Source organism: Lentzea fradiae, from assembly GCF_900100955.1.
In the GTDB taxonomy this organism is placed as follows: Bacteria; Actinomycetota; Actinomycetes; order Mycobacteriales; family Pseudonocardiaceae; genus Lentzea; species Lentzea fradiae.
The window spans coordinates 1-22653 of sequence record NZ_FNCC01000015.1 but is presented as its reverse complement, the minus strand read 5'-3'; the positions used below and the strand labels follow the sequence as shown (position 1 = coordinate 22653).

Annotated in this window: 21 protein-coding genes; 15 read left to right on the top strand and 6 right to left on the bottom strand. The window is 70.3% G+C overall.

Annotated elements, in window-relative coordinates:
• Positions 1 to 341: 341 nt before the first annotated feature.
• The 3 genes from ilvD to BLT23_RS30975 all read right to left on the bottom strand — a co-directional run bounded on the left by ilvD (position 342) and on the right by BLT23_RS30975 (position 4674).
• Positions 342 to 2030, bottom strand: a complete 1689-nt coding sequence (gene ilvD, locus BLT23_RS30985; protein WP_090055561.1) for a dihydroxy-acid dehydratase — start codon at positions 2028 to 2030, stop codon at positions 342 to 344.
• Between the two features lie 19 nt (positions 2031 to 2049).
• On the bottom strand, positions 2050 to 3219 hold the full coding sequence (locus tag BLT23_RS30980; RefSeq protein WP_090055558.1) for an alginate lyase family protein: 1170 nt from the start codon (positions 3217 to 3219) through the stop codon (positions 2050 to 2052).
• A gap of 174 nt (positions 3220 to 3393) precedes the next feature.
• The gene (locus tag BLT23_RS30975) at positions 3394 to 4674 is read right to left on the bottom strand and encodes a DUF1996 domain-containing protein (protein WP_342713711.1); all 1281 of its coding nucleotides are present in this window, start codon (positions 4672 to 4674) and stop codon (positions 3394 to 3396) included.
• Between the two features lie 19 nt (positions 4675 to 4693).
• Here BLT23_RS30975 and BLT23_RS42205 point away from each other — a divergent pair, with 19 nt between their 5' ends.
• Positions 4694 to 4837: a hypothetical protein gene (locus BLT23_RS42205; protein WP_342713710.1), complete on the top strand. Its 144-nt coding sequence runs from the start codon at positions 4694 to 4696 to the stop codon at positions 4835 to 4837.
• 99 nt (positions 4838 to 4936) lie between these two features.
• Here BLT23_RS42205 and BLT23_RS30970 read toward each other — a convergent pair whose 3' ends face one another.
• On the bottom strand, positions 4937 to 5851 hold the full coding sequence (locus BLT23_RS30970; RefSeq protein WP_143036101.1) for a DUF4142 domain-containing protein: 915 nt from the start codon (positions 5849 to 5851) through the stop codon (positions 4937 to 4939).
• A gap of 115 nt (positions 5852 to 5966) precedes the next feature.
• Here BLT23_RS30970 and BLT23_RS30965 point away from each other — a divergent pair, with 115 nt between their 5' ends.
• From BLT23_RS30965 to BLT23_RS30910, 12 genes are all read left to right on the top strand, one after another.
• Entirely contained in the window at positions 5967 to 6761 is a 795-nt protein-coding gene (locus BLT23_RS30965; RefSeq protein ID WP_090055550.1) for an SGNH/GDSL hydrolase family protein, read from the top strand.
• Between the two features lie 135 nt (positions 6762 to 6896).
• Entirely contained in the window at positions 6897 to 8300 is a 1404-nt protein-coding gene (locus BLT23_RS30960; protein ID WP_090055547.1) for an ABC transporter substrate-binding protein, read from the top strand.
• The gene (locus BLT23_RS30955) at positions 8297 to 10114 is read left to right on the top strand and encodes an ABC transporter permease (protein ID WP_090055544.1); all 1818 of its coding nucleotides are present in this window, start codon (positions 8297 to 8299) and stop codon (positions 10112 to 10114) included. The genes BLT23_RS30960 and BLT23_RS30955 overlap by 4 nt, the downstream gene beginning before the upstream one ends.
• Complete coding sequence (locus tag BLT23_RS30950; protein WP_090055541.1) at positions 10111 to 10803, top strand: ABC transporter ATP-binding protein; 693 nt, start codon at positions 10111 to 10113, stop codon at positions 10801 to 10803. Before BLT23_RS30955 ends, BLT23_RS30950 begins: the two co-directional genes overlap by 4 nt.
• Positions 10800 to 11453 (top strand): ABC transporter ATP-binding protein, encoded by a 654-nt coding sequence (locus BLT23_RS30945; RefSeq protein WP_090055539.1) that lies wholly within the window; start codon positions 10800 to 10802, stop codon positions 11451 to 11453. Before BLT23_RS30950 ends, BLT23_RS30945 begins: the two co-directional genes overlap by 4 nt.
• On the top strand, positions 11450 to 12706 hold the full coding sequence (locus tag BLT23_RS30940; RefSeq protein ID WP_090055536.1) for a choice-of-anchor P family protein: 1257 nt from the start codon (positions 11450 to 11452) through the stop codon (positions 12704 to 12706). The genes BLT23_RS30945 and BLT23_RS30940 overlap by 4 nt, the downstream gene beginning before the upstream one ends.
• Positions 12703 to 12996: a hypothetical protein gene (locus BLT23_RS30935; protein WP_090055533.1), complete on the top strand. Its 294-nt coding sequence runs from the start codon at positions 12703 to 12705 to the stop codon at positions 12994 to 12996. The genes BLT23_RS30940 and BLT23_RS30935 overlap by 4 nt, the downstream gene beginning before the upstream one ends.
• Before the next feature lie 152 nt (positions 12997 to 13148).
• A complete protein-coding gene (locus BLT23_RS30930) occupies positions 13149 to 14483 on the top strand; it encodes a cellulose binding domain-containing protein (RefSeq protein WP_090055530.1) in 1335 nt (444 codons plus the stop codon).
• Positions 14484 to 14621: 138 nt separating this feature from the next.
• Entirely contained in the window at positions 14622 to 15662 is a 1041-nt protein-coding gene (locus BLT23_RS30925; protein WP_090055526.1) for an MFS transporter, read from the top strand.
• Between the two features lie 96 nt (positions 15663 to 15758).
• Complete coding sequence (locus tag BLT23_RS30920) at positions 15759 to 16613, top strand: bile acid:sodium symporter family protein (protein WP_245744362.1); 855 nt, start codon at positions 15759 to 15761, stop codon at positions 16611 to 16613.
• 34 nt (positions 16614 to 16647) lie between these two features.
• A complete protein-coding gene (locus tag BLT23_RS30915) occupies positions 16648 to 18084 on the top strand; it encodes a carboxylesterase/lipase family protein (RefSeq protein ID WP_090055524.1) in 1437 nt (478 codons plus the stop codon).
• Between the two features lie 37 nt (positions 18085 to 18121).
• Positions 18122 to 18865, top strand: a complete 744-nt coding sequence (locus tag BLT23_RS30910) for a lipopolysaccharide kinase InaA family protein (protein ID WP_090055521.1) — start codon at positions 18122 to 18124, stop codon at positions 18863 to 18865.
• On the opposite strand, the gene BLT23_RS30905 is transcribed toward BLT23_RS30910, so the two are convergent.
• Complete coding sequence (locus BLT23_RS30905) at positions 18782 to 19561, bottom strand: ABC transporter permease (protein ID WP_090055498.1); 780 nt, start codon at positions 19559 to 19561, stop codon at positions 18782 to 18784. The two genes, BLT23_RS30910 and BLT23_RS30905, sit on opposite strands and share 84 nt — an antisense overlap.
• Positions 19558 to 20517 carry an ATP-binding cassette domain-containing protein gene (locus BLT23_RS30900; protein WP_090055494.1) on the bottom strand — a complete coding sequence of 320 codons (960 nt, stop codon included), beginning with the start codon at positions 20515 to 20517 and terminating at the stop codon, positions 19558 to 19560. Before BLT23_RS30900 ends, BLT23_RS30905 begins: the two co-directional genes overlap by 4 nt.
• Positions 20518 to 20615: 98 nt before the next feature.
• Here BLT23_RS30900 and BLT23_RS41030 point away from each other — a divergent pair, with 98 nt between their 5' ends.
• Positions 20616 to 21365 (top strand): TetR/AcrR family transcriptional regulator, encoded by a 750-nt coding sequence (locus BLT23_RS41030; protein WP_176946990.1) that lies wholly within the window; start codon positions 20616 to 20618, stop codon positions 21363 to 21365.
• Positions 21366 to 21572: 207 nt separating this feature from the next.
• The gene (locus BLT23_RS30885; protein WP_090055492.1) at positions 21573 to 22331 is read left to right on the top strand and encodes an anti-sigma factor family protein; all 759 of its coding nucleotides are present in this window, start codon (positions 21573 to 21575) and stop codon (positions 22329 to 22331) included.
• The last annotated feature ends 322 nt before the right edge of the window (positions 22332 to 22653 follow it).

Below are 22653 nucleotides of genomic sequence, written 5' to 3'. Positions count from 1 at the left end.
GCGTTCGGCTTGTCTGCTTGCGAACGCGAAATACCCACTGCGGAGCGGTTGTCCCAGGTGTCCGCCGACCGGGTGACCGTACACAGAGGACGGTTCACCTCACCGAGTGACAGGCCAAGCCTGCTTCGACAAGTGCCCTCCGTAACGCCCCGCCCGCTCGCACCCCTCCCTTTCGTGCTTCCCCTTCCGCACGCGGGGCCCTTTCGTCCGCTGCTTTGGTACGCGGGGGCCCCGCGTACCAAAGCAGCGTCACGCGGAGGAGGCGGCGACCACTGGGCGGATGACACGCGGGTGGGTGGGAAGGGGGACGGCGGGACGGAAGCGTCTGGTGCAGGTGCTTTTCAGTCGCAGACCGCACCGCGTGACGCCGACCCGACGAGCTTGGCGTACTTGGCCAGCACGCCGCGTTCGTAGCGGGGCGGCAACGGGGCCCAGCCCGCGCGCCTGCTCTCCAGGTCCGCGTCGACGTCGAGGGTGCCCTCGGCGACGTTGAGCGTGATCCGGTCGCCGTCGCGCACGAACGCGATCGGGCCGCCGTCGACCGCCTCCGGGGCCACGTGGCCGACGCACAGGCCGGTCGTGCCGCCGGAGAACCGGCCGTCGGTGAGCAGCAGGACGTCCTTGCCGAGGCCCGCGCCCTTGATGGCCGCGGTGATGGCGAGCATCTCGCGCATGCCCGGCCCGCCCTTGGGTCCCTCGTACCGGATCACCACGACGTCCCCGGCGGTGATCGTGCCGTCCTCCAGCGCGTCCATCGCGGCCCGTTCGCGGTCGAACACCCGCGCCGTGCCGGTGAAGACGTCCGAGTCGAAGCCCGCCGACTTCACCACGGCCCCCTCCGGGGCGAGCGACCCGCGCAGGATCGTGATGCCGCCGGTGCGGTGGATGGGCCGGTCCAGCGCGCGCAGCACCAGGCCGTCCGGGTCGGGCGGGGCGATGTCGGCGAGGTTCTCGGCGACCGTGCGGCCGGTGACCGTCAGGCAGTCGCCGTGCAGCAGACCGGCGTCCAGCAGCGCCTTCATCACCACGGGCACGCCGCCGATGCGGTCGACGTCGGTCATCACGTGGCGGCCGAACGGCTTCACGTCGGCCAGGTGCGGCACGCGCGCGCCGATGCGGCTGAAGTCGTCCAGCGTCAGCTCCACGCCCGCCTCGTGCGCGATGGCGAGCAGGTGCAGCACGGCGTTGGTGGAGCCGCCGAACGCCATGACGACGGCGATCGCGTTCTCGAACGCCTCCCGCGTCATGATCTGCCGCGCCGTGATGCCCTTGCGCAGCATCTCGACGACGGCCTGGCCGGACCGGCGCGCGAACCCGTCACGGCGGCGGTCGGTCGCCGGGGGAGCGGCGCTGCCCGGCAGCGACATGCCCAGCGCCTCGGCCGCGCTCGCCATCGTGTTCGCCGTGTACATGCCGCCGCAGGCACCCTCACCGGGGCAGATCGCCCGTTCGATCAGGTCGACGTCCGCGCGGGTCATCAGCCCCCGCGCACACGCGCCGACCGCCTCGAACGCGTCGATGATCGTGACCTCCTTCTCGGTGCCGTCGCTCAGCGTGACCCGGCCGGGCAGGATCGACCCGGCGTAGAGGAACACGCTCGCGAGGTCGAGCCGTGCCGCCGCCATCAGCATGCCGGGCAGCGACTTGTCGCAGCCCGCGAGCAGCACCGACCCGTCGAGCCGCTCGGCCTGCATCACCGTCTCGACGCTGTCGGCGATCACCTCGCGCGAGACCAGCGAGAAGTGCATCCCCTCGTGGCCCATCGAGATGCCGTCCGACACGGAGATCGTGCCGAACTCCAGCGGGTACCCGCCCGCCGCGTGCACACCGTCCTTGGACGCCTTCGCGAGGCGGTCCAGCGACAGGTTGCACGGCGTGATCTCGTTCCAGGACGAGGCGACGCCGATCTGCGGCTTCTCCCAGTCCTCGTCGCCCATGCCGACGGCCCGGAGCATGCCGCGCGCGGCGGTGCGCTCCAGGCCGTCGGTGACGTCGCGGCTGCGTGGCTTCACGTCCGGTGTATCGGTCATGCGGGCACGCTAGCCGGTCTCACGCCGGATTCGCCGCGTGAGTGAGCGTCTCCCAGGCAATGAACAGGTTGTCCGTCCCCTGTGGACGCATTCGTTCGGTGTAGCGCTGCGTGTTCGTCATGGCGACGCCCATCCGCGTGTTCAGGGCGTTGAAGCTGACCTCGGACGTCGGCCCGAGCTCCCGGGAGAACGACCCGCCGCAGAACCACGACGGCACCGGCTCGCCGTTCTGGTACTTCGTGTGCAGGCCCCACGCGTGCCGCATCCGGTCCTTGATCTCACCCCAGATGTCCTGGCCCTGGTGGTGCGCGGTCTCCGCGAAGTGCGAGGCGGCGGACAGGCCGTAGGCGGTGTGCGCGAAGTCCCGGCAGGTCTCCTGGGCGATGCCGTCGACGAACGTCGACTGCCCGTGCCAGTACGAGATGATCTCCGCGCGGGTGTCGATGCCGCTGCCGGGAGGCGTCCTCGGCAGGGCTCCGTCGCTGGTCAGGTAGATGAACGCCGGGATGCGCGAGCGGAAGATGCCGACCGCCCTGTCGTAGGCCGCGCGGTCCTCCAGGAACACCGCGATCCCGAGCGACGCCTCCATCATGCTCAGCTCCCAGTTGCCGTTGGTGCTCGCACGGCCGTTCTGGATCTCGGGCAGGTAGACGTCGCGCAGCATCGTGGCGAACCGGCCGCTGTTCGGCCAGTCGCCGTGCACGTGCTTGATGATCTCCGCGGCCTTCGGCCAGCTCGACGCCGCCCACGCGGTCTGCAGCGGCGCGTTCGAGTTGGTGTGGTCGCGGATCGTCGCGGACCAGGCGTCCATGATCTGGATGGCCTTGGCCGCGTACCGGGCGTCGCGCGTGATGTACCAGGCGAGCGACAGGGTGTAGGCCGCGATGGCGTCCTCGCGCTCGTCGGTGCAGCCGAGGTTGGGGTTGGAGTAGGAACCGCACTCCACGACGGCGCGCGGCTTCGGCGTTCGGTTCAGGTTCGCGTACTTGGAGGCCATCATCGCGTCGTAGGCCGACTTCCACGGCTGGGCGCCGGCCTGGACCTTGGCGCGCACGAAGTCCAGCTGGGGACGGGAGACGACGACTCCGGGGTGGACGAACGTCGCGGGCGCCGCTTGGGCGGGGGCCGCGACCGGGGGGAGCAGGGAGGCGATCAGGGCGATCAGGACCGCGCAGGAACGGGTGACCATGCCGCCAGTGTCAGTGGTCTATACCTCTGCGTCAAAGATTCCGGAACAGTGTTCACGCTGGTGAACCGGTTCACGGAGGTGAACGCGGAATCCCTTGCCGGACAGGGAGGAGCGCCAGGTGCGCGGGAGGTGCACCTGGCGCTCCTCGTTCTGCCGAACGGCGTGGTCAGCGCGTCACTCGCGGCACGTGCGGCCCGAGTTCACGCAGTTGACCAGGCGGTTCATGATCTTCTGCGACATCACGTTCGCGAAGTCGTCGTGGTCGGTGAGCGGGTTGTGCTCCTCCTCCGGGAAGGAGTCGACGAGGTAGCGGCCTTCCTGCTGGACGTCGCGCGGGATGTTGTAGGTCAGCGAGATGCGCAGCTGGGGGACGGCCTTGAAGCCGTTCTGGCAGCGGCCGTTGGCGTCGGGGTAGACGATGTGGTCGCGGTGGTTGGCCGAGTCGATGTTCTGGCCGTCCCAGCAGCTCGGGAAGTCGTGGACGCGCTTGACCTTCGAGCCCTGCGGGCAGATCGGGTACTTGTCGATCAGGACCTTGTCCTCGAAGCCGGTGCAGGTCCAGGACGCCCTGGCGTTCTTCGGGCCGTTCTGGCCCGCCTTGGCGTCGCCGTAGAGGACGCGCAGGAACTTGGGCATCGCGGTGACCTTGCCGACGGGCGAGCCGCGGAAGGTGAGGTCGACGACGGCCGGGCGCTGGATGACGCCCTCGTTGCCCTCGAGCTCGTTGTCCGCGTTCTCCTCGGGGTTGGGCTGGTCCTTCTTGCGCTCGGTGCCCTGCGCCTGGGCGTCGTCGCTGTTCTCGCTGCCGTTGTCGAGGCCGGTCTGGCCCTGTGCGGCGTCCTTGATCGCGCAGGCCGCGGCCGGGTTCAGGTCGGGGGCCTGCCGGCCCTGGCGGCTGAACGCCAGCATCATGCGGTCGAGGATGGCGGCGCGCTTCTCGCGCGTCGGGCCGATGATGATGTTGTCGCGGTCCTGGGCCTTGACGCCCGCGAGGCGCTTCTCTGCCTCCTCGGTCACCTTGTCGATGTTCGCGAGCTCGCGGTCGATCTCCGCCTGGGCGGCGTCGGGCACGTTCTCCGGCAGCAGCGAGGCGACGTCCGGGCACTCCAGGGCGGCCTGGCCCTTGGTGGCCTTGTCCTTGTCCTGCTGCGCCTTGTCGTCGTTCTTCGGCGGGGCGGCCTCGCCCGCCTCCTCGTCGATGATGCGCACGACGGGCCAGAAGTAGGCCGACTTGTCGCCGTTCTTGCACGTCGTGCCGGCCGCCTGGAGCGACTGGTTGGTGGAGTCCGCGTTCGTGGACAGGTTGCCGACGTAGTCGTGCAGGTGCTGGGCGCCGTTGCGCACGCCGGGCTGGGCGATGAAGTTGTCCGGGTTGAAGTGCCCGTTCTCGTTGCGGCCGCAGTTCACGGTGAACGTGCCGGTCGTGGCGTTGCCCTGCTGCCTTGGTTTTTTCACGTTCGGTTGCACTGTGGTTATGTCGACGAACAAGCTCTTGTCCGGCCCGTCGGCAAGCGCGGTGCCATCAGAAGAACTGATGGCCACCACCGCGGCACCGCCCGCGACCACGGCCATCGCCGCAGCGGCGGCGCTCAGCCAGATCGTGGATTTCGTCCGGTGAACAGCCATTTCCCACCTCGAAGTAGTCCGATAAAACGGCAAGCTGAAGCTGACGGCGGTTTCACGAACCGCTGTCTTTCGGGGTCGAGCCGGTTTTTGGTCAGTAAGAACGGGATCTGCGGCCGGTCTTCTTCTTCTGCCGGGAGATCATTCTCATTCCCACCAGTGCGAGCGCGAGCACCGCGATGGCGCCGAAGAAGACGCCGTTGTTGTCCCCGAACACGCCCTGCTCGGCGGTGCGGGTGAACCGCGTGCCCTGCGGCACGGTCGGGATCACGCCGTCGGTCGGGTTGGTCAGCTGCTCGGCCGGCTCGTCGTCGCCCACGCCGTCCGCGGTGCTGTCGTCCGCGGGCGGGGGAGGTGCGAGCGGCTGCGGTGACTCCAGGCTGCCGAAGTCGACGCGACCGGTGTCCTCGAGCACCTTGATGTGGTCGAAGACGGTGATCATCGCCTGGGTGGAGAGGATGCGGATGAGCTCGTTCTTCGTGCCCGCCCTGATCTGGGCGGCGTAGCCGTAGACCTTGCCGTGGGCCGCGCGCAGCCGGTTGGCGAAGACGGCGTCGAACTCGTCACCGGTCGCGGCCTCCATCTCCGCGATCCAGCCCTTCTGCTCGTCGGTGGCCTCCGTGGGCAGCGTGTGGCCGAGCAGCACGCCCGCCCTGTTCACCACGTTGTCCAGCAGCGTGTGGCCCTCGATGAGGTGCTTGGCGGCTTCCTGGATCTTCGGCTGGTCCGGCCGCTTGGCCTGGCCCAGCTCGCCCGCGGGCTTCTCCCACAGGCCGGCCTGCTTGACGCGGTTCATGAAGTCGCGGTCAGCCGGTCCGAGTGGCCCCCACTGGGTCTGGACGACCTCGTCGCCCGTGCCGCTGCTTCCCGGCGGCGGCGTGGAGATGGGGGTGGACGGGGTCGTGGGCTGGCCGGACGCGCTCCCGGTGCCGAGCAGCGCGGCCAGCGTGCAGCCGGCCAGCGCGACCAGCAGTCGCGTCGGCCTCGCCAAGTCCAGGGGGTGTCGCACGATCGGGACTACGGCCCGTGGTGCGGGCACGCCTCAGTCCGCGCCGCCCCCGTTATCGAAACGTTATCCCGCCCCGCGCAACCCCGGCGAAATTCCACGACCTAAAGTCGTGAGCATGAGCAAGCGTTTCGTGGCGTTGGGGGACTCGTTCACCGAGGGGGTGGGTGACGAGGACGCCGGTCGCCCGAACGGGGTGCGCGGCTGGGCCGACCGGGTCGCCGAGGTCTTCGGCGCGGCCGACCCCGAGTTCGGCTACGCCAACCTGGCCGTGCGGGGCAGGCTGCTGCCGCAGGTCCTCCGCGAGCAGCTGGACCGCGCACTCGAGATGCGGCCCGACCTCGTCTCGCTCTACGCGGGCGGGAACGACCTCATGCGCCCCAAGGTGAACATCGACGCTCTCATGCGCGCCTACGACGCGGCCGTGGCGTTGCTGGTGAAGTCCGGCGCCCGGGTCGTGCTGTTCACCGGTGTGGACGGAGGCGACGACCCGGTGTTCCGCCGCATGCGCGGCCGGGTGGCCATCTACAACGAGCACGTGCGTGCGATCGCCGCCAAGCACTCGTGCGTGGTGGTCGACATGTGGAACATGCGGCAGCTGCGCGACCGTCGCATGTGGTCCGCGGACCGGTTGCACCTCAACTCGCTCGGGCACACCGAGGTCGCCATCTCGGTGCTGGACAGCCTCGGCGTCTCGCACGCGCTGACCAGGGCGGTGCTCGGCGACCCTCCGTCGGTCGACCCGCGCGTGCAGCGGGCGGAGAACTGGAAGTGGGCGCGCGAGCACGTCGTTCCGTGGGTGATGCGGCGCGTGCGGGGTGAGTCGTCCGGTGACGTGATCAAGCCGCGTCGGCCGGAGCTGCTGCCACTCGAAGTAGAACGTGTTCCTCGCAAGGGTGCGTCAAACGACTGAACTTCCGTCCGGTGACGGTTTCGCCCGCGATTCTTTGCAGATAGAACGCGTTCTAGAAAATGTGTCCGCCGTGCGGGTGAAAACGCAGGTCACGGCCCTGGGCTGGATTGATGCAGTGCCCTAGCGTCCGGCCCCATGCGTCGCAGGACCGCGCTGATCCCGGTGGTGGTGATCTGCGCGTTGCTCGCGGGCTGCGGGAGCAGGCTCACCGACGAGCAACGCGCCGCACTGGCCGTGCCTCGCGGCGGCACGGGCACCGGGCAGGGCGTGGTCGCGGAGGAGGACGGCGCCGCGGTGCCGGGTTCCGACGGCACCGCCGCCCAGCCCGGTTCGACCGACGCGCAGCAGCCGGACGGGCGGCCGAACCCGCCCGGCAGCATCGCGGGCGCGTGCCAGGGAACCGGTGGCGCCACGGACAAGGGCGTCACCGCCGGCGAGATCACGGTCGCCAACGTCTCCGACATCAGCGGCCCGGTCCCCGGCATCTTCCAGTCGGCGCAGCAGGCCACCAAGGCGTTCGTCGAGTACTTCAACGCCACCCAGGGCACGGTCTGCGGACGCAAGCTCAAGCTCGTCTCGTTCGACTCGCGCACCGACAGCGGCGGTGACCAGCAGGCCACCTCCCAGGCGTGCGAGCAGGCGTTCGCGCTCGTCGGGTCGATGTCGGCGTTCGACCAGGGCGGCGGTCCGGCGGCGGCCGGGTGCGGCATCCCGGACCTGCGCGCCTCGACCGTCACCGCGCAACGGCAGCGCACCCCGGTCAGCTTCGGCGTCGCGTCCAACGTCGTGAACCTGGTGTCGTCGGCGGGGCCGGACCTGGTGAAGTCGAGCTTCCCCGGAGCGATCGGCAACGCCGCGTACCTCTACCTCAACGCCGACGCGAGCGCCCAGAACGCCCGCAGCATGCAGAAGGCGGCGGAGGCACGCGGCATCAAGTTCGTGTACTCGCAGGCCATCGACATCACCGACGTCAACTACGCGCCGTACGTGGCGAAGCTCAAGGAGACCGGCGCCAAGCTCGTCTACTGGATGGGGTCGGCGCAGTACGCGGTGCGGTTGCAGCAGGCCATGCGGCAGCAGGGTTTCACGCCCGAGGCGTTCATCACCGACCCGAGCGCGTACGACCCGCAGTACCTCAAGCAGGGCGGTGCCGCGGTGGACGGGACCGTCGTCTACACCAACGGCGCGCTGTTCGAGGAGAACAACGCGCAGGTGGCGCTGTACAAGCAGTGGCTGGGCCGGGTCGCGCCCGGTGCGGCGCCCTCCTACTTCGGCATGTTCGCCTGGGCCGCCGCACGGTTGTTCGTGCAGACCGCGGCGAAGATCGGGCCGCAGCTCACCCGCAAGGCGATGGTCGACGCGATCCGCGGCGTGCACGACTTCACCGCCGAGGGGATGGTGGCGCCGCAGGACGTCGGCGGCAAGCGCACCTCGGCCTGCATGACCCTGGTGCGGCTCAAGGGCGGGGCGTGGTCGCGGCTCGCGCCCGCGTCCGGCTACTCGTGCGGCACGCTGATCGACACGGGGGCCGGCGGATGACCGCCCTGCTCGCCTACACGATCTTCGGCCTCGTCACCGGCGGCGCGTACGCGGTGGTGGCGGGCGGGCTCGTGCTGACCTACAGCACCTCCAAGGTGTTCAACGTCGGCCACGGCGCGATCGGCATGGTCATGGCGTTCCTGTACTGGGAGCTGGCCGAGAACCGCGGGCTGCCGCAGTGGGTCGCGTCGCTGCTCGTCGTCGGTGTCGCCGCGCCGTTGTTCGGGCTGCTGGTCGAACGGTTCGTGATGCGCAGGCTCGCGGGCGCGCCGGTCGGCGTCACGCTGGTGGCGGGCGTGGGCGTGCTGGTCGGCCTGATCGGTGTGGCACAGGTGGTCTGGCCGCCGCAGGCCCGGCCCGTGCGGCCGTTCCTCGACCACCTCGGAGTCCACATCGGAGGGTCGTACGTCAGCGGGCACGACCTGGTGACACTGGCCTGCGCGGTGCTCGTGGCGGGTGGGCTGTACGTGCTGCTGAACCGGACGCGCACCGGGCTCGCGATGCGGGCGTGCGTGGACGCGCCGGAGCTGGCGTCGCTGTACGGCACGCGCCCGCACCGGTTGTCCGCGTTGAGCTGGGCCATCGGGTCGGCACTCGCGGCGCTGGGCGGAATCCTGCTGACACCGGTCGTGCAGCTCGACTACGTGACGATGACGCTGCTGGTGATCACGGCGTACACGGCGGCGCTCGTCGGGCGGCTGCGCAGCCTGCCGTGGACGTTCGTGGGTGCTCTCGGACTCGGGCTGGTGCAGTCGTACGCCGTCGCGTACCTGCCGTCGTCGCCGGGCTGGATCGCGTTCCGCGCGGCCATCCCGGCTTTGCTGCTGTTCGTCGTGTTGCTCGCGATGCCGCAGTCGCCGTTGAGGATCGGTGGTGTGCGGGGCTCGCGCGGGGTGGCGGTGCCGAACGGCCTGGCCACCGGCGTGGGTGCCGGGCTGTTCCTCGGGGTGGCGGTGGCGCTCGCGCTGCTGGTCGGCCCGGTGGTGGCGGGGCAGCTCGCGCTGGGACTGGTGTTCGGGATCGTCGTGCTGTCGATGGTGCTGCTCACCGGGTACGGCGGGGTGGTGTCGCTCGGGCAGTTCACGTTCGTCGGCGTGGGGGCGGTGACGGTGGCGCGGTTCGGGTCGGTCTCGCCGCTCACGTTGCTGGCCGGTGCGCTCGTGGCCGCCGTGGTCGGTGCGGTGATCGCGTTGACCGTGTTGCGGGTCAGCGGCCTGTACCTGGCGCTGGCGACGCTCGGGTTCGCGCAGCTGATGGACAAGCTGGTGCTGCAGTCACCGATCGCGTTCGGCGTGCGGGGCAGCGTGCAGGTGCCGCGGCTGGTCGAGTCGCCTGCCGCGCAGCTGCTGCTGGCGGCGGTGGTGTTCGCGCTGGTCGGAATCGGGGTGCTGGCCGTGCGGCGGGGACGGCTGGGGCGCCGGATGATCGCGGTCAAGGACAGCTCCGCCGCGTGCGCGACGCTCGGCGTGAACGTCCGCTGGGTCCGGGTCGGCGTGTTCGCGTTGTCGGCGGGCATCGCCGGGCTCGCGGGCGGGCTCTTCGCGCAGCTGCGGGAAACCGTGGCGGCGAGCGACTTCCAGCTGTTCAACAACCTGCCGTTGCTGCTGTTCGCGGTCATCGCGGGGGTGACGTCGGTGTCCGGCGCGCTGCTCGGCGGGATGCTGCTGATGCTGCTCCCGGTGTTGCAGAGCGGGTTCCCGGCGTTCGCGGGTGTGGCGGTGGTGCTCCTCGGCGTCGCGGCGGCCGGACTTTCCCGTGATCCCAACGGCTTGGTCAGCTGGCTCTTCCGGGCCTGGGCCTGGCGGCGCGCATGAGCACCGTCCAGGTCGAAGGGGTGACGGTCCGCTTCGGCGAGGTGACCGCGGTGGACGACGTGACGCTGACCGCCGAACCCGGCGTCACCGGGCTGATCGGTCCCAACGGCGCGGGCAAGACGACGTTGTTCGACGTCGTCAGCGGCCTGCGCAGGCCGTCGGCGGGCCGGGTGCTGCTCGACGGCGCCGACATCACCGCGAAGAGCCCGCACCAGCGGTCCAGGGCGGGCGTGGCCCGCACGTTCCAGCGGCTGGAGGTCTTCGGGTCGCTCACGGTCCGGGAGAACGTCGTGGTGGCGCTGGAAAGCCGCCGGCGCTCGCCGCGCCTGGCCGAAGGGCTGCTGGACCGGGTCGGGATCGCGCGGTTCGCGGCGAACCAGGCCGACACCGTCCCGACCGGCGCCGCCCGGCTGCTCGAGCTGGCCCGCGCGCTCGCCACCGAACCGCGGGTGCTGCTGCTCGACGAACCGTCATCGGGGCTCGACCGCGCCGAGACCGACGCGTTCGGTGAGCTGCTGCGCGAGCTGAGCGCGGAAGGCCGCGCCGTCGTCCTGGTCGAGCACGACATGGACCTGGTGATGGGCTACTGCGACATCGTGCACGTGCTGAACCTGGGCCGTCTGCTGGTGTCGGGCCCACCGGACGTCGTCCGCGCCCACGAGGGAGTCCGGGAGGCGTATCTCGGATGATCGACCTGATCGACGTCCACGCCGGCTACGGCCGCATCGAGGTGCTGCGCGGGATCTCGCTGAACGTCCCGCGCGGCACCGTCACCGCGCTGCTCGGCCCGAACGGCGCGGGCAAGTCGACCCTCGTCAAAGTCCTGAGTGGACAGTTGAGGGCGACGAGCGGGCACGTCCACCTCGGTGGCGTGCACGTCAACGACGCCGCACCGGACGAACTGGCCCGCGCCGGTCTCTGCACGATCCCCGAGGGCCGCGCGATCTTCCCCAACCTCACGGTCGCGGAGAACCTCCGGCTGATGCGCGGCGACCCGGCCGTGGTCTACGAGCGGTTCCCGAAGCTCGGGACGCGGCGCGGGCAGCTCGCGGGTTCGATGTCCGGCGGCGAGCAGCAGATGCTCGCGTTCTCCCGGGCGTTGGTCACCGACCCGGCCGTGCTCGTGATCGACGAGCTGTCGATGGGCCTCGCCCCGGTGGTCGTCGCCGAGCTGTACGAGGTGGTCGCCGAGCTGGCGTCGTCCGGCGTCACGATGCTGGTCGTCGAGCAGTTCGCCGAGACCGCCTCCGCCGTCGCCGACCAGGTCGTGGTGATGGCGCACGGCGAGATCGCCACCGGTTCCGACCTCGCCACCGTCTACTTCGGAGGGGCGTCATGAGGTACGCGCTCGTTCTCCTCCTGCTCCTGCTGTCCCCGGCGCCGGCGCGGGCGGACGACATCGGCGGGTTCACGCTCTCGGCCAGCGCGACCTCGGTGTCGGTGCTGCTGACGACCGACCTGCTACCGGTGCCCGCGGAGCCGCAGGGCGAAGCGCACCTCTCCTACACGCGGACGGAGCTGGGCTCCGGCCCGATCGGGCGGTCCGTCGCGAGCTCGCTGTGGCCGGGCGCGGCCGTGGGGACCGGTCTGCCGCAGCTCGTCGGCTTCGCGTACCCGGTCCAGGTCAACGCCGCCCACCCCGGCGGCCCCGCCGACGAGGCGAAGTCCGGCATGAAGGCCACCGCGGGCGCGTCGAAAGCCGAGTCGTTCGCGGGTGCCGAACAGGAGGTGCCGTTCCTGCTCACGGCACAGGGGCTCGCGTCGTCCAGCGTCAGCACGGTGTCGGGTGCGGAGGCGAGGTCCACCTCGGTCTCGTCCGCGCAGACGATCTCCGTGCTGTCCGGGCTCGTCGTGCTGTCCGGCGTCCGGTTCGAGTCCGTCGCCGTGAGCGACGGCGTCAAAGGCAGCGGCACCAGCACGTTCGCCGTCGGGGAGATCACCGTGCTGGGCCGGAAGTTCCCGGTGCCGGCACCCGACGCGCCACCGGACGGGCTGCTGAAGGCGTTGGAACCGCTTGGAGTCACGCTGACCTGGCCCACGGCGGGCACCGAGCTCGACGGCACCTCGGCCACCTCGACCGGCGAAGGGCTCAGGCTCACCGTCGACGTGTCGGTGCTGCGCACCAAGCTCGGCCTGGGCGGAATCCTCGACGGCGTGCTCGCGCCGTTGCTGCCCAAGGAACTGGTGCCGTTGCTCAACCCGTTGCGCAAGCTGGAAGTCGTCGTCGGCGCGACGGAGGCGGTGGCCAACGCCTCCGCCACTGCGCCGCTGACCCCGCCCGAAGCGCCCGCGGACGTGCCCGCCGCTCCACCACCGCCCGCCGCTGTCGCCCCGGTGCCGGAGGTGCCCGGCTCGCCGCCCGTGGCCGGGGTGGCGCCGCCCAAGCCCGTCGCACCGGTCGCGAACGCCCGCACCGGCACAGGCTCGCTGCTGGGCTTCCCCGGCGTACCGGCGCTGCTGGTCGTCGCGGGCCTCGGCGTGGCGGCGGCCGCGGCGTTCGGCCTGAAGTCGCTCGGCACGTTTTTGCTGGGCGGCGCGCCCTGTCCCTCCGGGCACCCGACCGGTGTCCCCGGCCTGCGGGTGAGGCCATGACCCTCCAGGACCGGCGCCGCGCACGGCTGAGCACCGGGCTCGGCTTCGTCGGCACCCTGCTGATGACGGCCGGTGTCGCGGCGATCCTCTTCGCCTGGTGGGGAGTCGCGCACACCGGCTACGTGTGGGAGCAGATCCCGTACGTCGTCTCCGGCGGCGTGCTCGGGCTCGGGCTGATCGGGGTCGGCGGGTTCCTCCACTTCGGGTCCTGGCTGGCGAAGCTGGTGGAGGAGCAGCGGCAGACCACCTACGCGTTGCTCCGGCTGCTGGAAGATCGGGAACGTCCCTAGGTCGTCAGCGCGCGTCCCCGTTCCATGTGGACCGATTGTGGGAGCGTTCCCACGCGCGGCGGGAGGGAAGTCCGGTTCGTCCTCTTGAACGACTGGTATAGACCAGTTAACGTGCACCCCGTCACGTTTCCCCTGCACGTGAACGGAGTGCGATGAAGAAGTTCCGCTGGCAGTTCCTGGCCGCGGCAGTCGCTGTGGCGACCGCGGTCGGAGGTCTCGCCGTCGCTCCCGCGAGTGGCGCGACCGGTGTGACGGCGGCGTTCACCAAGACGTCGGACTGGGGCAGCGGCTACGAGGCCAAGTACACCATCTCCAACAGCGGTGGGTCCGCCCTCTCGTCGTGGACCGTCGAGTTCACGCTCCCCGGTGGGCAGAGCATCGCGTCGTTGTGGGACGGCAGCTACGCCGCGAACGGGCAGAACATCACCGTCCGCAGCACCTGGAACGGTTCCGTGCCCGTGGGCGGCTCGGTGAGCTTCGGCTTCACCGTGCGCGGCTCGGGCGGTGCGCCGTCGAACTGCAAGATCAACGGTGGCTCGTGCGACGGCGGCGGCCAGCAGCCGACGACGACCACCACGACCACGACCACCACGACGTCGAACCAGCCGGTGCCCGGCACCGGTCGCGGCGCGCCCTACCTGTACCTGGGCTGGGGCAACCCGCAGAACGCCACGCAGGTCATGCGCGACTCGGGCGTCAAGTGGTTCACGCTGGCGTTCGTGCTGTCCGGTGGGGGCTGCACGCCCTCGTGGGACAGCTCGCGCCCGCTGACCGGTGGCGTGGACGAGCAGACGATCAACGCCATCCGCGCGGCCGGTGGTGACATCGTGCCGTCGTTCGGCGGCTGGAGCGGCAACAAGCTCGGCCCGAACTGCTCGACGCCGGAGGCGCTCGCCGGCGCCTACCAGCAGGTGATCGACGCGTACCGGCTGAAGGCGATCGACATCGACATCGAGAACTCCGACGAGTTCGAGAACGCGGTGGTCCAGGACCGCATCCTGACGGCCCTGAAGATCGTCAAGCAGCGCAACCCCGGCATCCAGACGATCGTCACGTTCGGCACCGGCACCACCGGCCCGAACTACTACGGCGCTCGCCTGATCGACCAGGCCAAGGCGTTGAACGCGAACATCGACGTGTTCACGATCATGCCGTTCGACTTCAACAGCTCGAACATCCGCACGGACACCATCGCGGCGGCGACCGGGCTGAAGAACAAGCTGAAGTCGGTCTTCGGCTGGAGCGACGCCGAGGCGTTCAAGCACGTCGGCATCTCCGGCATGAACGGCCTGTCCGACCACCGCGAGCTGACCACCGTCGACGACTGGACCGCGATCCGCGACTGGTCGAAGGCGAACGGTCTCGGGCGGCTGGCCTTCTGGTCGGTCAACCGCGACCGCGGCGGCTGCGACGGCCAGGTGGCCGCGCACTGCTCCGGCATCCAGCAAGGCGACCTGGCGTTCTCGAAGATCACCGCCGGGTTCTGATCCACTCCTGAGCCGTCGGCGCCGGTTTATTCGCTGGCGCCGGCGGCTTACCCTTGTCCCATGCGCCGACGACATTGATCTTCCACTGACCTCTCGCGCACAGCGACCGCGTGGGCGTGGTGCTCGCACCTCGTCCCGATCTACGCGCTGTACGCGCTCCTCTTCGCCGACAGCGGGCTGTCGGACGCCCAGATCTCGGTGCTGCTCGCCGTCTGGTCGCTCACCGCGGTCGTGTTCGAGGTGCCCTCCGGCGCCATCGCCGACCGGTTCTCGCGGCGCAGCTCGCTGGTCGCCTCCGGTGTGCTGCAGGCGTGCGGGTACGCGGCCTGGGTGCTGTTCCCGTCGTTCTGGGGCTTCGCCGCCGGGTTCGTCCTGTGGGGACTGGGCGGCACGCTGCAGTCCGGCGCGTTCGAGGCGCTGCTCTACGACGGTCTGGCGGCCAACGGCGACGAGGAACGGTACGGGCGGCTCAACGCCCGTGTCGACACCATCGAGCTGGTCGCGCAGGTTCCGGTCGCCGTGGTGGCGACGGCGTTGTTCTCCCTCGGCGGCTATCAGTTGGCTGGCTGGATCTCCGTGGCGATGTGCCTGGCGTCGTCGTTGGTCGCGTTGCGCTTCCCCGAACCGGAACGCGGCTCGGACGACGACGAGCCGGGGTACTTCGCGACGCTGCGGACCGGTCTGCGCGAGGCGGTGCCGGTCAGGCGTGCGGTGCTCGCGGTGGCGCTGGTGTACGCGATCGACGCGTTCGAGGAGTACTTCACGCTGCTCGCCCAGGACTGGCAGGTGCCGACGGTGTGGGTGCCGCTCGCGACGATCGGCGTGCCGTTGACGGGCGCGGCCGGTGCGGCGCTGGCCGGACGGCTGCCGTCACGCGGCTGGGTGCTGTTCGCCGCCGGGCTGGTGCTGCTCGCGGCTGCCGCGTTGGCCGTGCCGGTCGCGATCGTCCTGCTGGGACTGTTCTACGGCCTCTACCGGTTCGTGCTGGTGCACGTGGAGACCGAGTTGCAGCACCGCATCGAGTCGGACTCCCGTGCGACCGTCACGTCCGTGGCCGCGATCGGGTCGGAGTTCGTCGCGTTCGCCGTCTACGGGCTGTGGGTGCTCGGGGCGGCGTTCGCCGTCGGGGCGCTGGTGCTCGTGGTCGCGGTGGTCGTCTGGCGGCCGGGAACCCGATGACGGTGCCTCCGGCTGGCCTATTCCGTTCGGCCCGGCGTAACGCCAGGATCTTCCGAACAGATCAAACCGAACAAGCCGGACATCGCGGAGGCCGCCGTGCTCGTCGTCCAGATATTCCTGCCACTGGCGCTGGCCCTCGTCATGTTCGGCCTCGGCCTGACGCTGACGGTCGCCGACTTCGCCAGGGTCGCGAAGTTCCCCAAGGCGGCCGTCATCGCCCTGGTCTGCCAGGTGGTGCTGCTGCCCGCGATCTGCCTCGGGCTCGTGCTCGCGTTCGGGCTGAAAGGAGTCCTGGCGGTCGGCATGATGCTGCTCGTCGCCTCGCCGGGCGGCACGTCGGCCAACCTCTTCAGCCACCTCGCCGGTGGGGACGTGGCGCTCAACATCACGCTGACGGCGATCAACTCGGTGCTCGCCGTCTTCACGCTGCCGGTCGTGGTGGGCCTCAGCATGGCGCACTTCATGGCCGACGAGGCCCAGGTCGGGTTGCAGCCCGCGAAGTTCGTCCAGGTGTTCGCGATCGTGCTCGTCCCCGTCGTGCTCGGCATGGTGGTGCGCAGGAAGTTCGAGGCGTGGGCGCTGCGGATGAACGACCCGGTGCGGATCGCGTCGGTCGTCGTGCTGGTCCTGGTGATCATCGCCGCGGTCGTGCAGGCGTACCAGCAGCTGGTCGACAACATCGCGACGCTCGGGCCGGTGGCGTTGCTGCTCAGCACCCTCAGCCTGCTGATCGGCTACTACGTGCCGAAGGCGTTCAACGTCGAGCGCGGCCAGGCGATCGCGAGCGCGATGGAGATCGGCATCCACAACGCCACGATCGCGATCACGCTGGCGCTCACCGTGCTGAACGACGAGACGATGGCGGTCCCGCCCGCGGTGTACGGCGTGCTGATGTACCTGCCGGCCGCGGTGGCGGCGAGGTTGTTGTCTCGTAATAAGGCAACCGTGTGAAACCTCTGCCGGTGTCGCTAGTTTTGGCACCAACATGTTTTCGATCAAATCTCTTGTAGCGGTAGTACTTCTCGCCGCGACGGTGGTCCCCGCCGCACACGCCGCGGGAACTACCGTCCACACCGACACCGGACTCGTGTCGGGAACCTCGACCACCACCCAGCGCGTCTTCCAGGGCATCCCCTTCGCCGCGCCGCCCGTCGGCGAGAACCGCTGGCGCGACCCGCAGCCCGTGCGGCCGTGGCAGGGGGTCCGTCCCGCGACGGAACCAGGCCCGCGGTGCGCGCAGGACGCGGCGCTGGGCGACCCCGCGAGCGACAGCGAGGACTGCCTGTACCTCAACGTCTCCACACCGCGGCGGGCCGCGAACCTGCCGGTCATGGTGTGGGTGCACGGTGGCAACTTCACCAACGGCAGGGGCTCCGACTTCGGCCCCGAGCGGCTGGTGCGCACGGGAACCGTCGTCGTCACCTTCAACTACCGGGTCGGCGCGTTCGGGTTCTTCGGGCACCCGGAGCTCACCGGGTCGGGCGCGTTCGGCCTGGCTGACCAGCAGGCAGCACTGGAATGGGTGCGGCGCAACATCCGGCAGTTCGGCGGCGACCCCGGCAACGTCACGCTGTTCGGCGTGTCCGCGGGCGGCCAGTCGGTGTGCGCGCAGCTGACCTCGCAACGGGCTCGTGGCCTGTTCCACCGCGCCATCGTCCAGAGTGGACCGTGCCAGCTCGGCACCCCGGTGGGGGAGAACCAGGTCCAGCACACCTGGGTCCCTCGTGAAGCCGTCGAACGCGCCGGTGCCGAGGCGACGGGCTGCGCGGACGTCGCGTGCCTGCGGCAGTTGACGGTCGCGCAGGTGAAGGCGCTGACGCCCCGGTTCTCCTCACCCGCGTACGGCACGGAAGCGCTGCCGGAAAACCCGGTCACGGCGATCCGCGAAGGCCGCTTCCACAAGATCCCGGTCCTCGCCGGCGCGACGCGCGACGAGCTGACGTTGTACATCGCGACGCTCTTCCCGCCGCTCGACGCCGCGGGGTACCAGTACGCGCTGACCCAGTTCTTCGGTGCGGCCAAGGCGGAACAGGTCATCGCCGCCTACCCACCGCGGGGTGGCGACGAACGGGTGCGACTGGCCAGTGCGCTCACCGACATGACCATGTCGTGCACGACCGCGGAACTGCGCGAGCTGACCGGTGCGTTCGGCTACGAGTTCGCCGACCCCGCACCGCCGATGGTCTTCCCCGGCCTGCCGGAGTTCCCGTACGGCGCCTACCACGGCTCGGAGCTGCCGTTCCTGTTCGACTACGGCGACGTGCGCCTCGGCGAGCGGCACCAGCGGCTCTCCGCCGAGATGGTGCGGGCCTGGACGACGTTCGCGCGGACGGGCGATCCCGGCTGGGCCCGCGACCGGGTCCGGTTGTTCGCGACCGAACCGGTGTCCCCTGTGGACCACCGGTGCGAGGTCTGGCGCTAACCGTGGTCTGACCTCGCCCGTGTTAGACCGTGGGCCCATGTTCCCGTTGCTGCGGACCGCCGTCCGCGTCGAGCCCCTCCGCGGTGAGGGGCTCACCAACGTCCTGCACCTCGTGACGCTGGCCGACGGGCGCAGAGCTGTGCTGCGGCAACCGAAGGTGGCCCGCGACCTGCCGAAGTTCGTCGTGCCGGGAGCACCCGAGGTCCTCGACCACAACGGACGCGGCGACGTGCTCGTGGCGTACGTCGAGGGCAGGACGCTCGCGGAGTCCCTGCCGGTGCCCGGCCGGGTCTGGCACAACATCGGCGCGGCGTTCCGCAAGATCCACCGGGTCGGCCTGCTGCACAACGACGTCAACCTCCACAACGTCATCGTCGGCGACGACGGCTCGGCCACGCTGATCGACTGGGACAACCCGGGACTGGGCAACCCGCTCGACGAGCTCGCCGCCTTCGAGGAACACCTCTACCTGCACGGAACCGGGCTGCCGCCGGAGTTCTGGGACGGCTACGGCCACCGGCCGGACCCGGACCTCCTGCGGCTGCACCGGGTCGCGGGCTGCGTCGCGTGGCTCGCGAGCGCCGACTGGCGGGAGTGGGAGGCCGACCGGTCGTTGCGGCCCGACCAGCTGGACCGGGTCCGGAACTGGCGGCGGCTGCTCTGCGCGTGGCTCACCGACCAGTTCCGGACCGACTTCTCAGCGGCTGAGGTTGCGGTACTTCAGCACCGACAGCGGCCAGAAGACCGCCACGAACACCGCGGGCCACAGCACGGCGAGTAGCAGCGAGTGCTGCGCGGCCCACGAGTCACCGCCGACACCGGGGTTGCCGAACAGCTCCCGCGCCGCCGCCACCGTGGACGACAGCGGGTTCCACTCGGCCACGACCCGCAGCCAGCCGGGCATCAGCTCCGGCGAGACGAACGTGTTCGCGAACATCGTCAGCGGGAACAAGAACATCCACGACGCCTGCGCGGCCTCCGGCTTCACCAGCAGGCCCAGGTAGATGCCGACCCACACCAGCGCGAACCGCAGCCACAGCAGCAACGCGAACGCCACCAGCGCGTTGAGCGGCCCGTCGTGGAACGACCAGCCCATCGCCAGCCCGCACAGCGCGAGCACCAGCAGCTCCAGCGACGAGTTCACCAGGTCCGCGATGCTGCGCCCGGCCACCACGCCCGTCTGGGACATGGGGGAGGCCCGGAACCGGTCCGTCACGCCCCTGTCGGCGTCCATCGACACCATCAGCAGCGTCGTGCCGACCCCGAACGCGATGGTCTGGCCGAACATGCCGGGCAGCAGGAACTCGATGTACTCGCCGCCGCCGAAGACGTTCATGGCGCTGCCGAAGACCAGGCCGAAGATCAGCACCGAGATGACCGGGTAGGCGAGGTTCGCGACCACCCTGACCGGCTCGCGCAGCCAGTGGACCAGGTCCCGCTTCGCGACGACCCACGAGTCGATGACGGCGTACCTCATGCCCGCACCTCCGCCCTGACGTTGTCCCGGCCGGTCTTGTGCCCGGTGATGGCCAGGAAGACCTCGTCCAGCGTCGGCCGCCGCAGCGCGATGTCCTCGGCGTCCACCCCCTTCGCGGCCAGCGCCGACGTCACCCGCGTCAGCGCCGCGACCCGGTCCGCCACCGCCGCGCTCACCCGGAACGCGTCGTCGTCGACCTCGGCGCCCGGCCCGAGCACGTCCCGCACGACCGGCAGCTCCTCCGGGGTGCGGACGACGACCTCGATCCGGTCGCCGCCGAGCTTCGACTTGAGCTGCTCCGGCGTGCCCTGCGCGGCCACCCGGCCGGTGTCGAGCACGACGACCTGGTCGGCGAGCTGGTCGGCCTCGTCGAGGTACTGCGTGGTGAGCAGCACCGTCGTGCCCTCCGCGACGACCCGCCTGACCTCCCGCCAGACCTCGCCGCGGTTGCGCGGGTCGAGGCCGGTCGTCGGCTCGTCGAGGAACAGCACGGACGGCCGCATGACGAAGCTCGACGCGAGGTCCAGACGCCGCCGCATGCCGCCCGAGTAGTGCTTGGCGCGCTTGTCCGCCGCGTCGGTCAGCCCGAACTGCTCCAGCAGCTCGTCGGCCCGTGCCGCCGCTTCACGCTTGGACAGGTGGTAGAGCCTGCCCCACATCACCAGGTTCTCCCGGCCGGTCAGCACGTCGTCGACCGTGGACTGCTGGCCGTTCAACGCGACGTGCCGCCGCACCGCCGCCGCCTGCCGCGCCACGTCGAGGCCCGCCACCTCGGCGCGGCCACCGTCCAGGCGCAGCAGCGTGGCCAGGATGCGCACCGCCGTCGTCTTGCCCGCGCCGTTCGGGCCGAGCAGCCCGCACACCGTTCCCGCGGGCACGGCCAGGTCGAACCCGTCCAGCGCCCACTTGTCGCCGTATCTCTTGCGCAGTCCCTCCGCGAGCACCGCGTGTCCCACGACTTCACCCCCGTGGCGTAACTGTGTACAAAGTAAACGAGGTGTACGTTGTACACGGTTCTAGGATTCACAGCAAGGGAGCGTGTGAAGGGGGCTGGGTGAAGATCGACCGGGACCGGAGCGTCCGCCTGCTGTGGGAACCGCCGGCCGAGGCGACGAGGGGACCCAGGGCGGCGCTGAGCCAGGCGCGCGTGGTCGAGGCGGCGATCAAGGTCGCCGACGCCGAGGGCGTCGACGCGCTCACCATGCGCCGGGTCGCCGAGACGCTCGGCAACACGGCCATGTCCCTCTACCGGCACGTGCCCGGCAAGTCCGAGCTGCTCGACCTGATGGTGGACGCGGTGTGGGGCGAGACCGAGCACACCCCGCGGGGGCCGTGGCGTGAGGGGCTCGAGTTCTTCGCGCGGCAGATGTGGGCCATGTACCGCGCGCACCCGTGGATGCTGCAGCTGACGACGTCGCGCCGGATGCCGGGCCCGCAGGCGATGACGCGCCAGGACGCCGCCTTCGCGGTGGTGTCCGGGCTGGGGCTGAGCGCGGAGGAGATCGTCGCCGTGGTGACGACGGTCAGCCAGTTCGTCGACGGCGTCGGCAGGACGATGGCGGACCGCGTCCAGGCCGAGCGCGAGACCGGCGTCTCCGAGGACGAGTGGTGGAACGGCAGGGAGGCGCTGTGGCGGCACTTCACGCCCGAGCGGCTGCCCATGACGACCCGCATCTGGCACGCCGGAGGCTACGAACGCCCTCTCGACGAGTTCGAGTTCGGCCTGGCCCGCGTCCTGGACGGCCTGCGCGTGTTCATCGAGGCCGAGGAACGGACTCTGGTTCGCAAGGAGACGTGCCAGTAGTTGTTCAAGGGCACTTGAGTCGGCCGATCGAGTGAAAAGCGCAGCTCGGCCCCGACGGCGGGCGTCGTCGCGCGGTCACGTAATGCCATTGTTATCGCCAAACGGATTGAATCACGTTCCCGAGCTGAACCGAGTACTCGTATCCGGCCGTTTTCCTTGTTGACACCGTTTCGCCGCGGGGGCAAATCGGGACGACGAGGAGGTCGTATGACAGCTGGCGGGCACGACGCGGTCACCCTTGGCTGCTACGCGCTCGGCGTTCTGGACGCGCACGAGAGTCGCGGCGTGGAGCAGCATCTGAGGAGCTGCCCGTCCTGCCGTGCGCAGGTCGCCGACTTCCACCTGATACGCGCGGCGCTCGACGAGCTGCCTCGTGAGGCGTTCCTGCACGAGCTCGACGACGACTTACCCAAGCCGTCGGACTTGCTGTTGCAGCGCACGCTGCGGCAGATCAGGCAGGAGTCGGTCATCCCGCAGCCGCGGGCGGCCGACCCCGGCCCGAGAGCGAGTCCGCGGCCGGTGGAGGAACGTCCGGAACCACAGCACGCCAGACCCCGGCGCTGGCCGGGATATCTCGCCGCCGCGGCAGTGGCCGCGGCGGTCGCGTTCGGGGGTGCTGCCGTGTTCATGCAGAACAACGGGGGACCGGGCACGAGCATCGCCTCGACCCGCACGGGCGAGGCGACGACGGGTGAGATCAGGATGGTCGCGCAGATCGCGCCGTCGTCGCAGGACCGCTACCTGGTGACGGCCGACGTCGACGGGCTGCCGTCCGCGCAGAGGTGCAGGCTCGTCGTGATCGGCACGGACGGCTCGAAGACCGAGGCGTTCGCCTGGACCACGACCGAGAAGCAGAAGGCGGAGGGCTCCAAGGTGAGCGGCATGGTGAGCGTCGCACCGGACAAGGTGAAGTCGATCGCCGTGGAGAACGCCGAGGGCAAGACCTTCGTGGTGGCGAACCTGTGAGAGTGAATAGGTGAAAGGGCCCGGATTCAGTGAACCGCTCCCCGGAAGTTGGACTGGGAATCCAGTTCCGACTCTCCGGGGAGTGGTTCGTTGCGTCCACAGAGTTCGTTGTCTGAGCAGCAGCGGGAGTCCGCTGTTGCGTTGTTCGAGGCCGGGTATGGCAGAGATGCTGTCGCGACCCGGTTGGAGGTGTCCGCGGCGGCGGTGCGACGCTTGCACGATCGTTGGAGGTTGTGGAGCGCGGGAGCGCTGATGGACAAGCCGGACAGACGGTCGTTCACCTTCGAGTTCAAGCTCGAGGTCGTGCGTCGCTATGTCAGCG

Bases quoted from the DNA above. Each gene is read 5' to 3' on its own strand.
- BLT23_RS30905 (WP_090055498.1), bottom strand. From the start codon at position 19,561: ATGAGGTACGCCGTCATCGACTCGTGGGTCGTCGCGAAGCGGGACCTG.
- BLT23_RS42205 (WP_342713710.1), top strand. From the start codon at position 4,694: ATGTCGACGAACAAGCTCTTGTCCGGCCCGTCGGCAAGCGCGGTGCCA.
- BLT23_RS30935 (WP_090055533.1), top strand. From the start codon at position 12,703: ATGACCCTCCAGGACCGGCGCCGCGCACGGCTGAGCACCGGGCTCGGC.
- BLT23_RS30930 (WP_090055530.1), top strand. From the start codon at position 13,149: ATGAAGAAGTTCCGCTGGCAGTTCCTGGCCGCGGCAGTCGCTGTGGCG.
- BLT23_RS30950 (WP_090055541.1), top strand. From the start codon at position 10,111: ATGAGCACCGTCCAGGTCGAAGGGGTGACGGTCCGCTTCGGCGAGGTG.
- BLT23_RS30910 (WP_090055521.1), top strand. From the start codon at position 18,122: ATGTTCCCGTTGCTGCGGACCGCCGTCCGCGTCGAGCCCCTCCGCGGT.
- BLT23_RS30915 (WP_090055524.1), top strand. From the start codon at position 16,648: ATGTTTTCGATCAAATCTCTTGTAGCGGTAGTACTTCTCGCCGCGACG.
- ilvD (WP_090055561.1), bottom strand. From the start codon at position 2,030: ATGACCGATACACCGGACGTGAAGCCACGCAGCCGCGACGTCACCGAC.
- BLT23_RS30965 (WP_090055550.1), top strand. From the start codon at position 5,967: ATGAGCAAGCGTTTCGTGGCGTTGGGGGACTCGTTCACCGAGGGGGTG.
- BLT23_RS30980 (WP_090055558.1), bottom strand. From the start codon at position 3,219: ATGGTCACCCGTTCCTGCGCGGTCCTGATCGCCCTGATCGCCTCCCTG.
- BLT23_RS30945 (WP_090055539.1), top strand. From the start codon at position 10,800: ATGATCGACCTGATCGACGTCCACGCCGGCTACGGCCGCATCGAGGTG.
- BLT23_RS30960 (WP_090055547.1), top strand. From the start codon at position 6,897: ATGCGTCGCAGGACCGCGCTGATCCCGGTGGTGGTGATCTGCGCGTTG.
- BLT23_RS30955 (WP_090055544.1), top strand. From the start codon at position 8,297: ATGACCGCCCTGCTCGCCTACACGATCTTCGGCCTCGTCACCGGCGGC.
- BLT23_RS30940 (WP_090055536.1), top strand. From the start codon at position 11,450: ATGAGGTACGCGCTCGTTCTCCTCCTGCTCCTGCTGTCCCCGGCGCCG.
- BLT23_RS30885 (WP_090055492.1), top strand. From the start codon at position 21,573: ATGACAGCTGGCGGGCACGACGCGGTCACCCTTGGCTGCTACGCGCTC.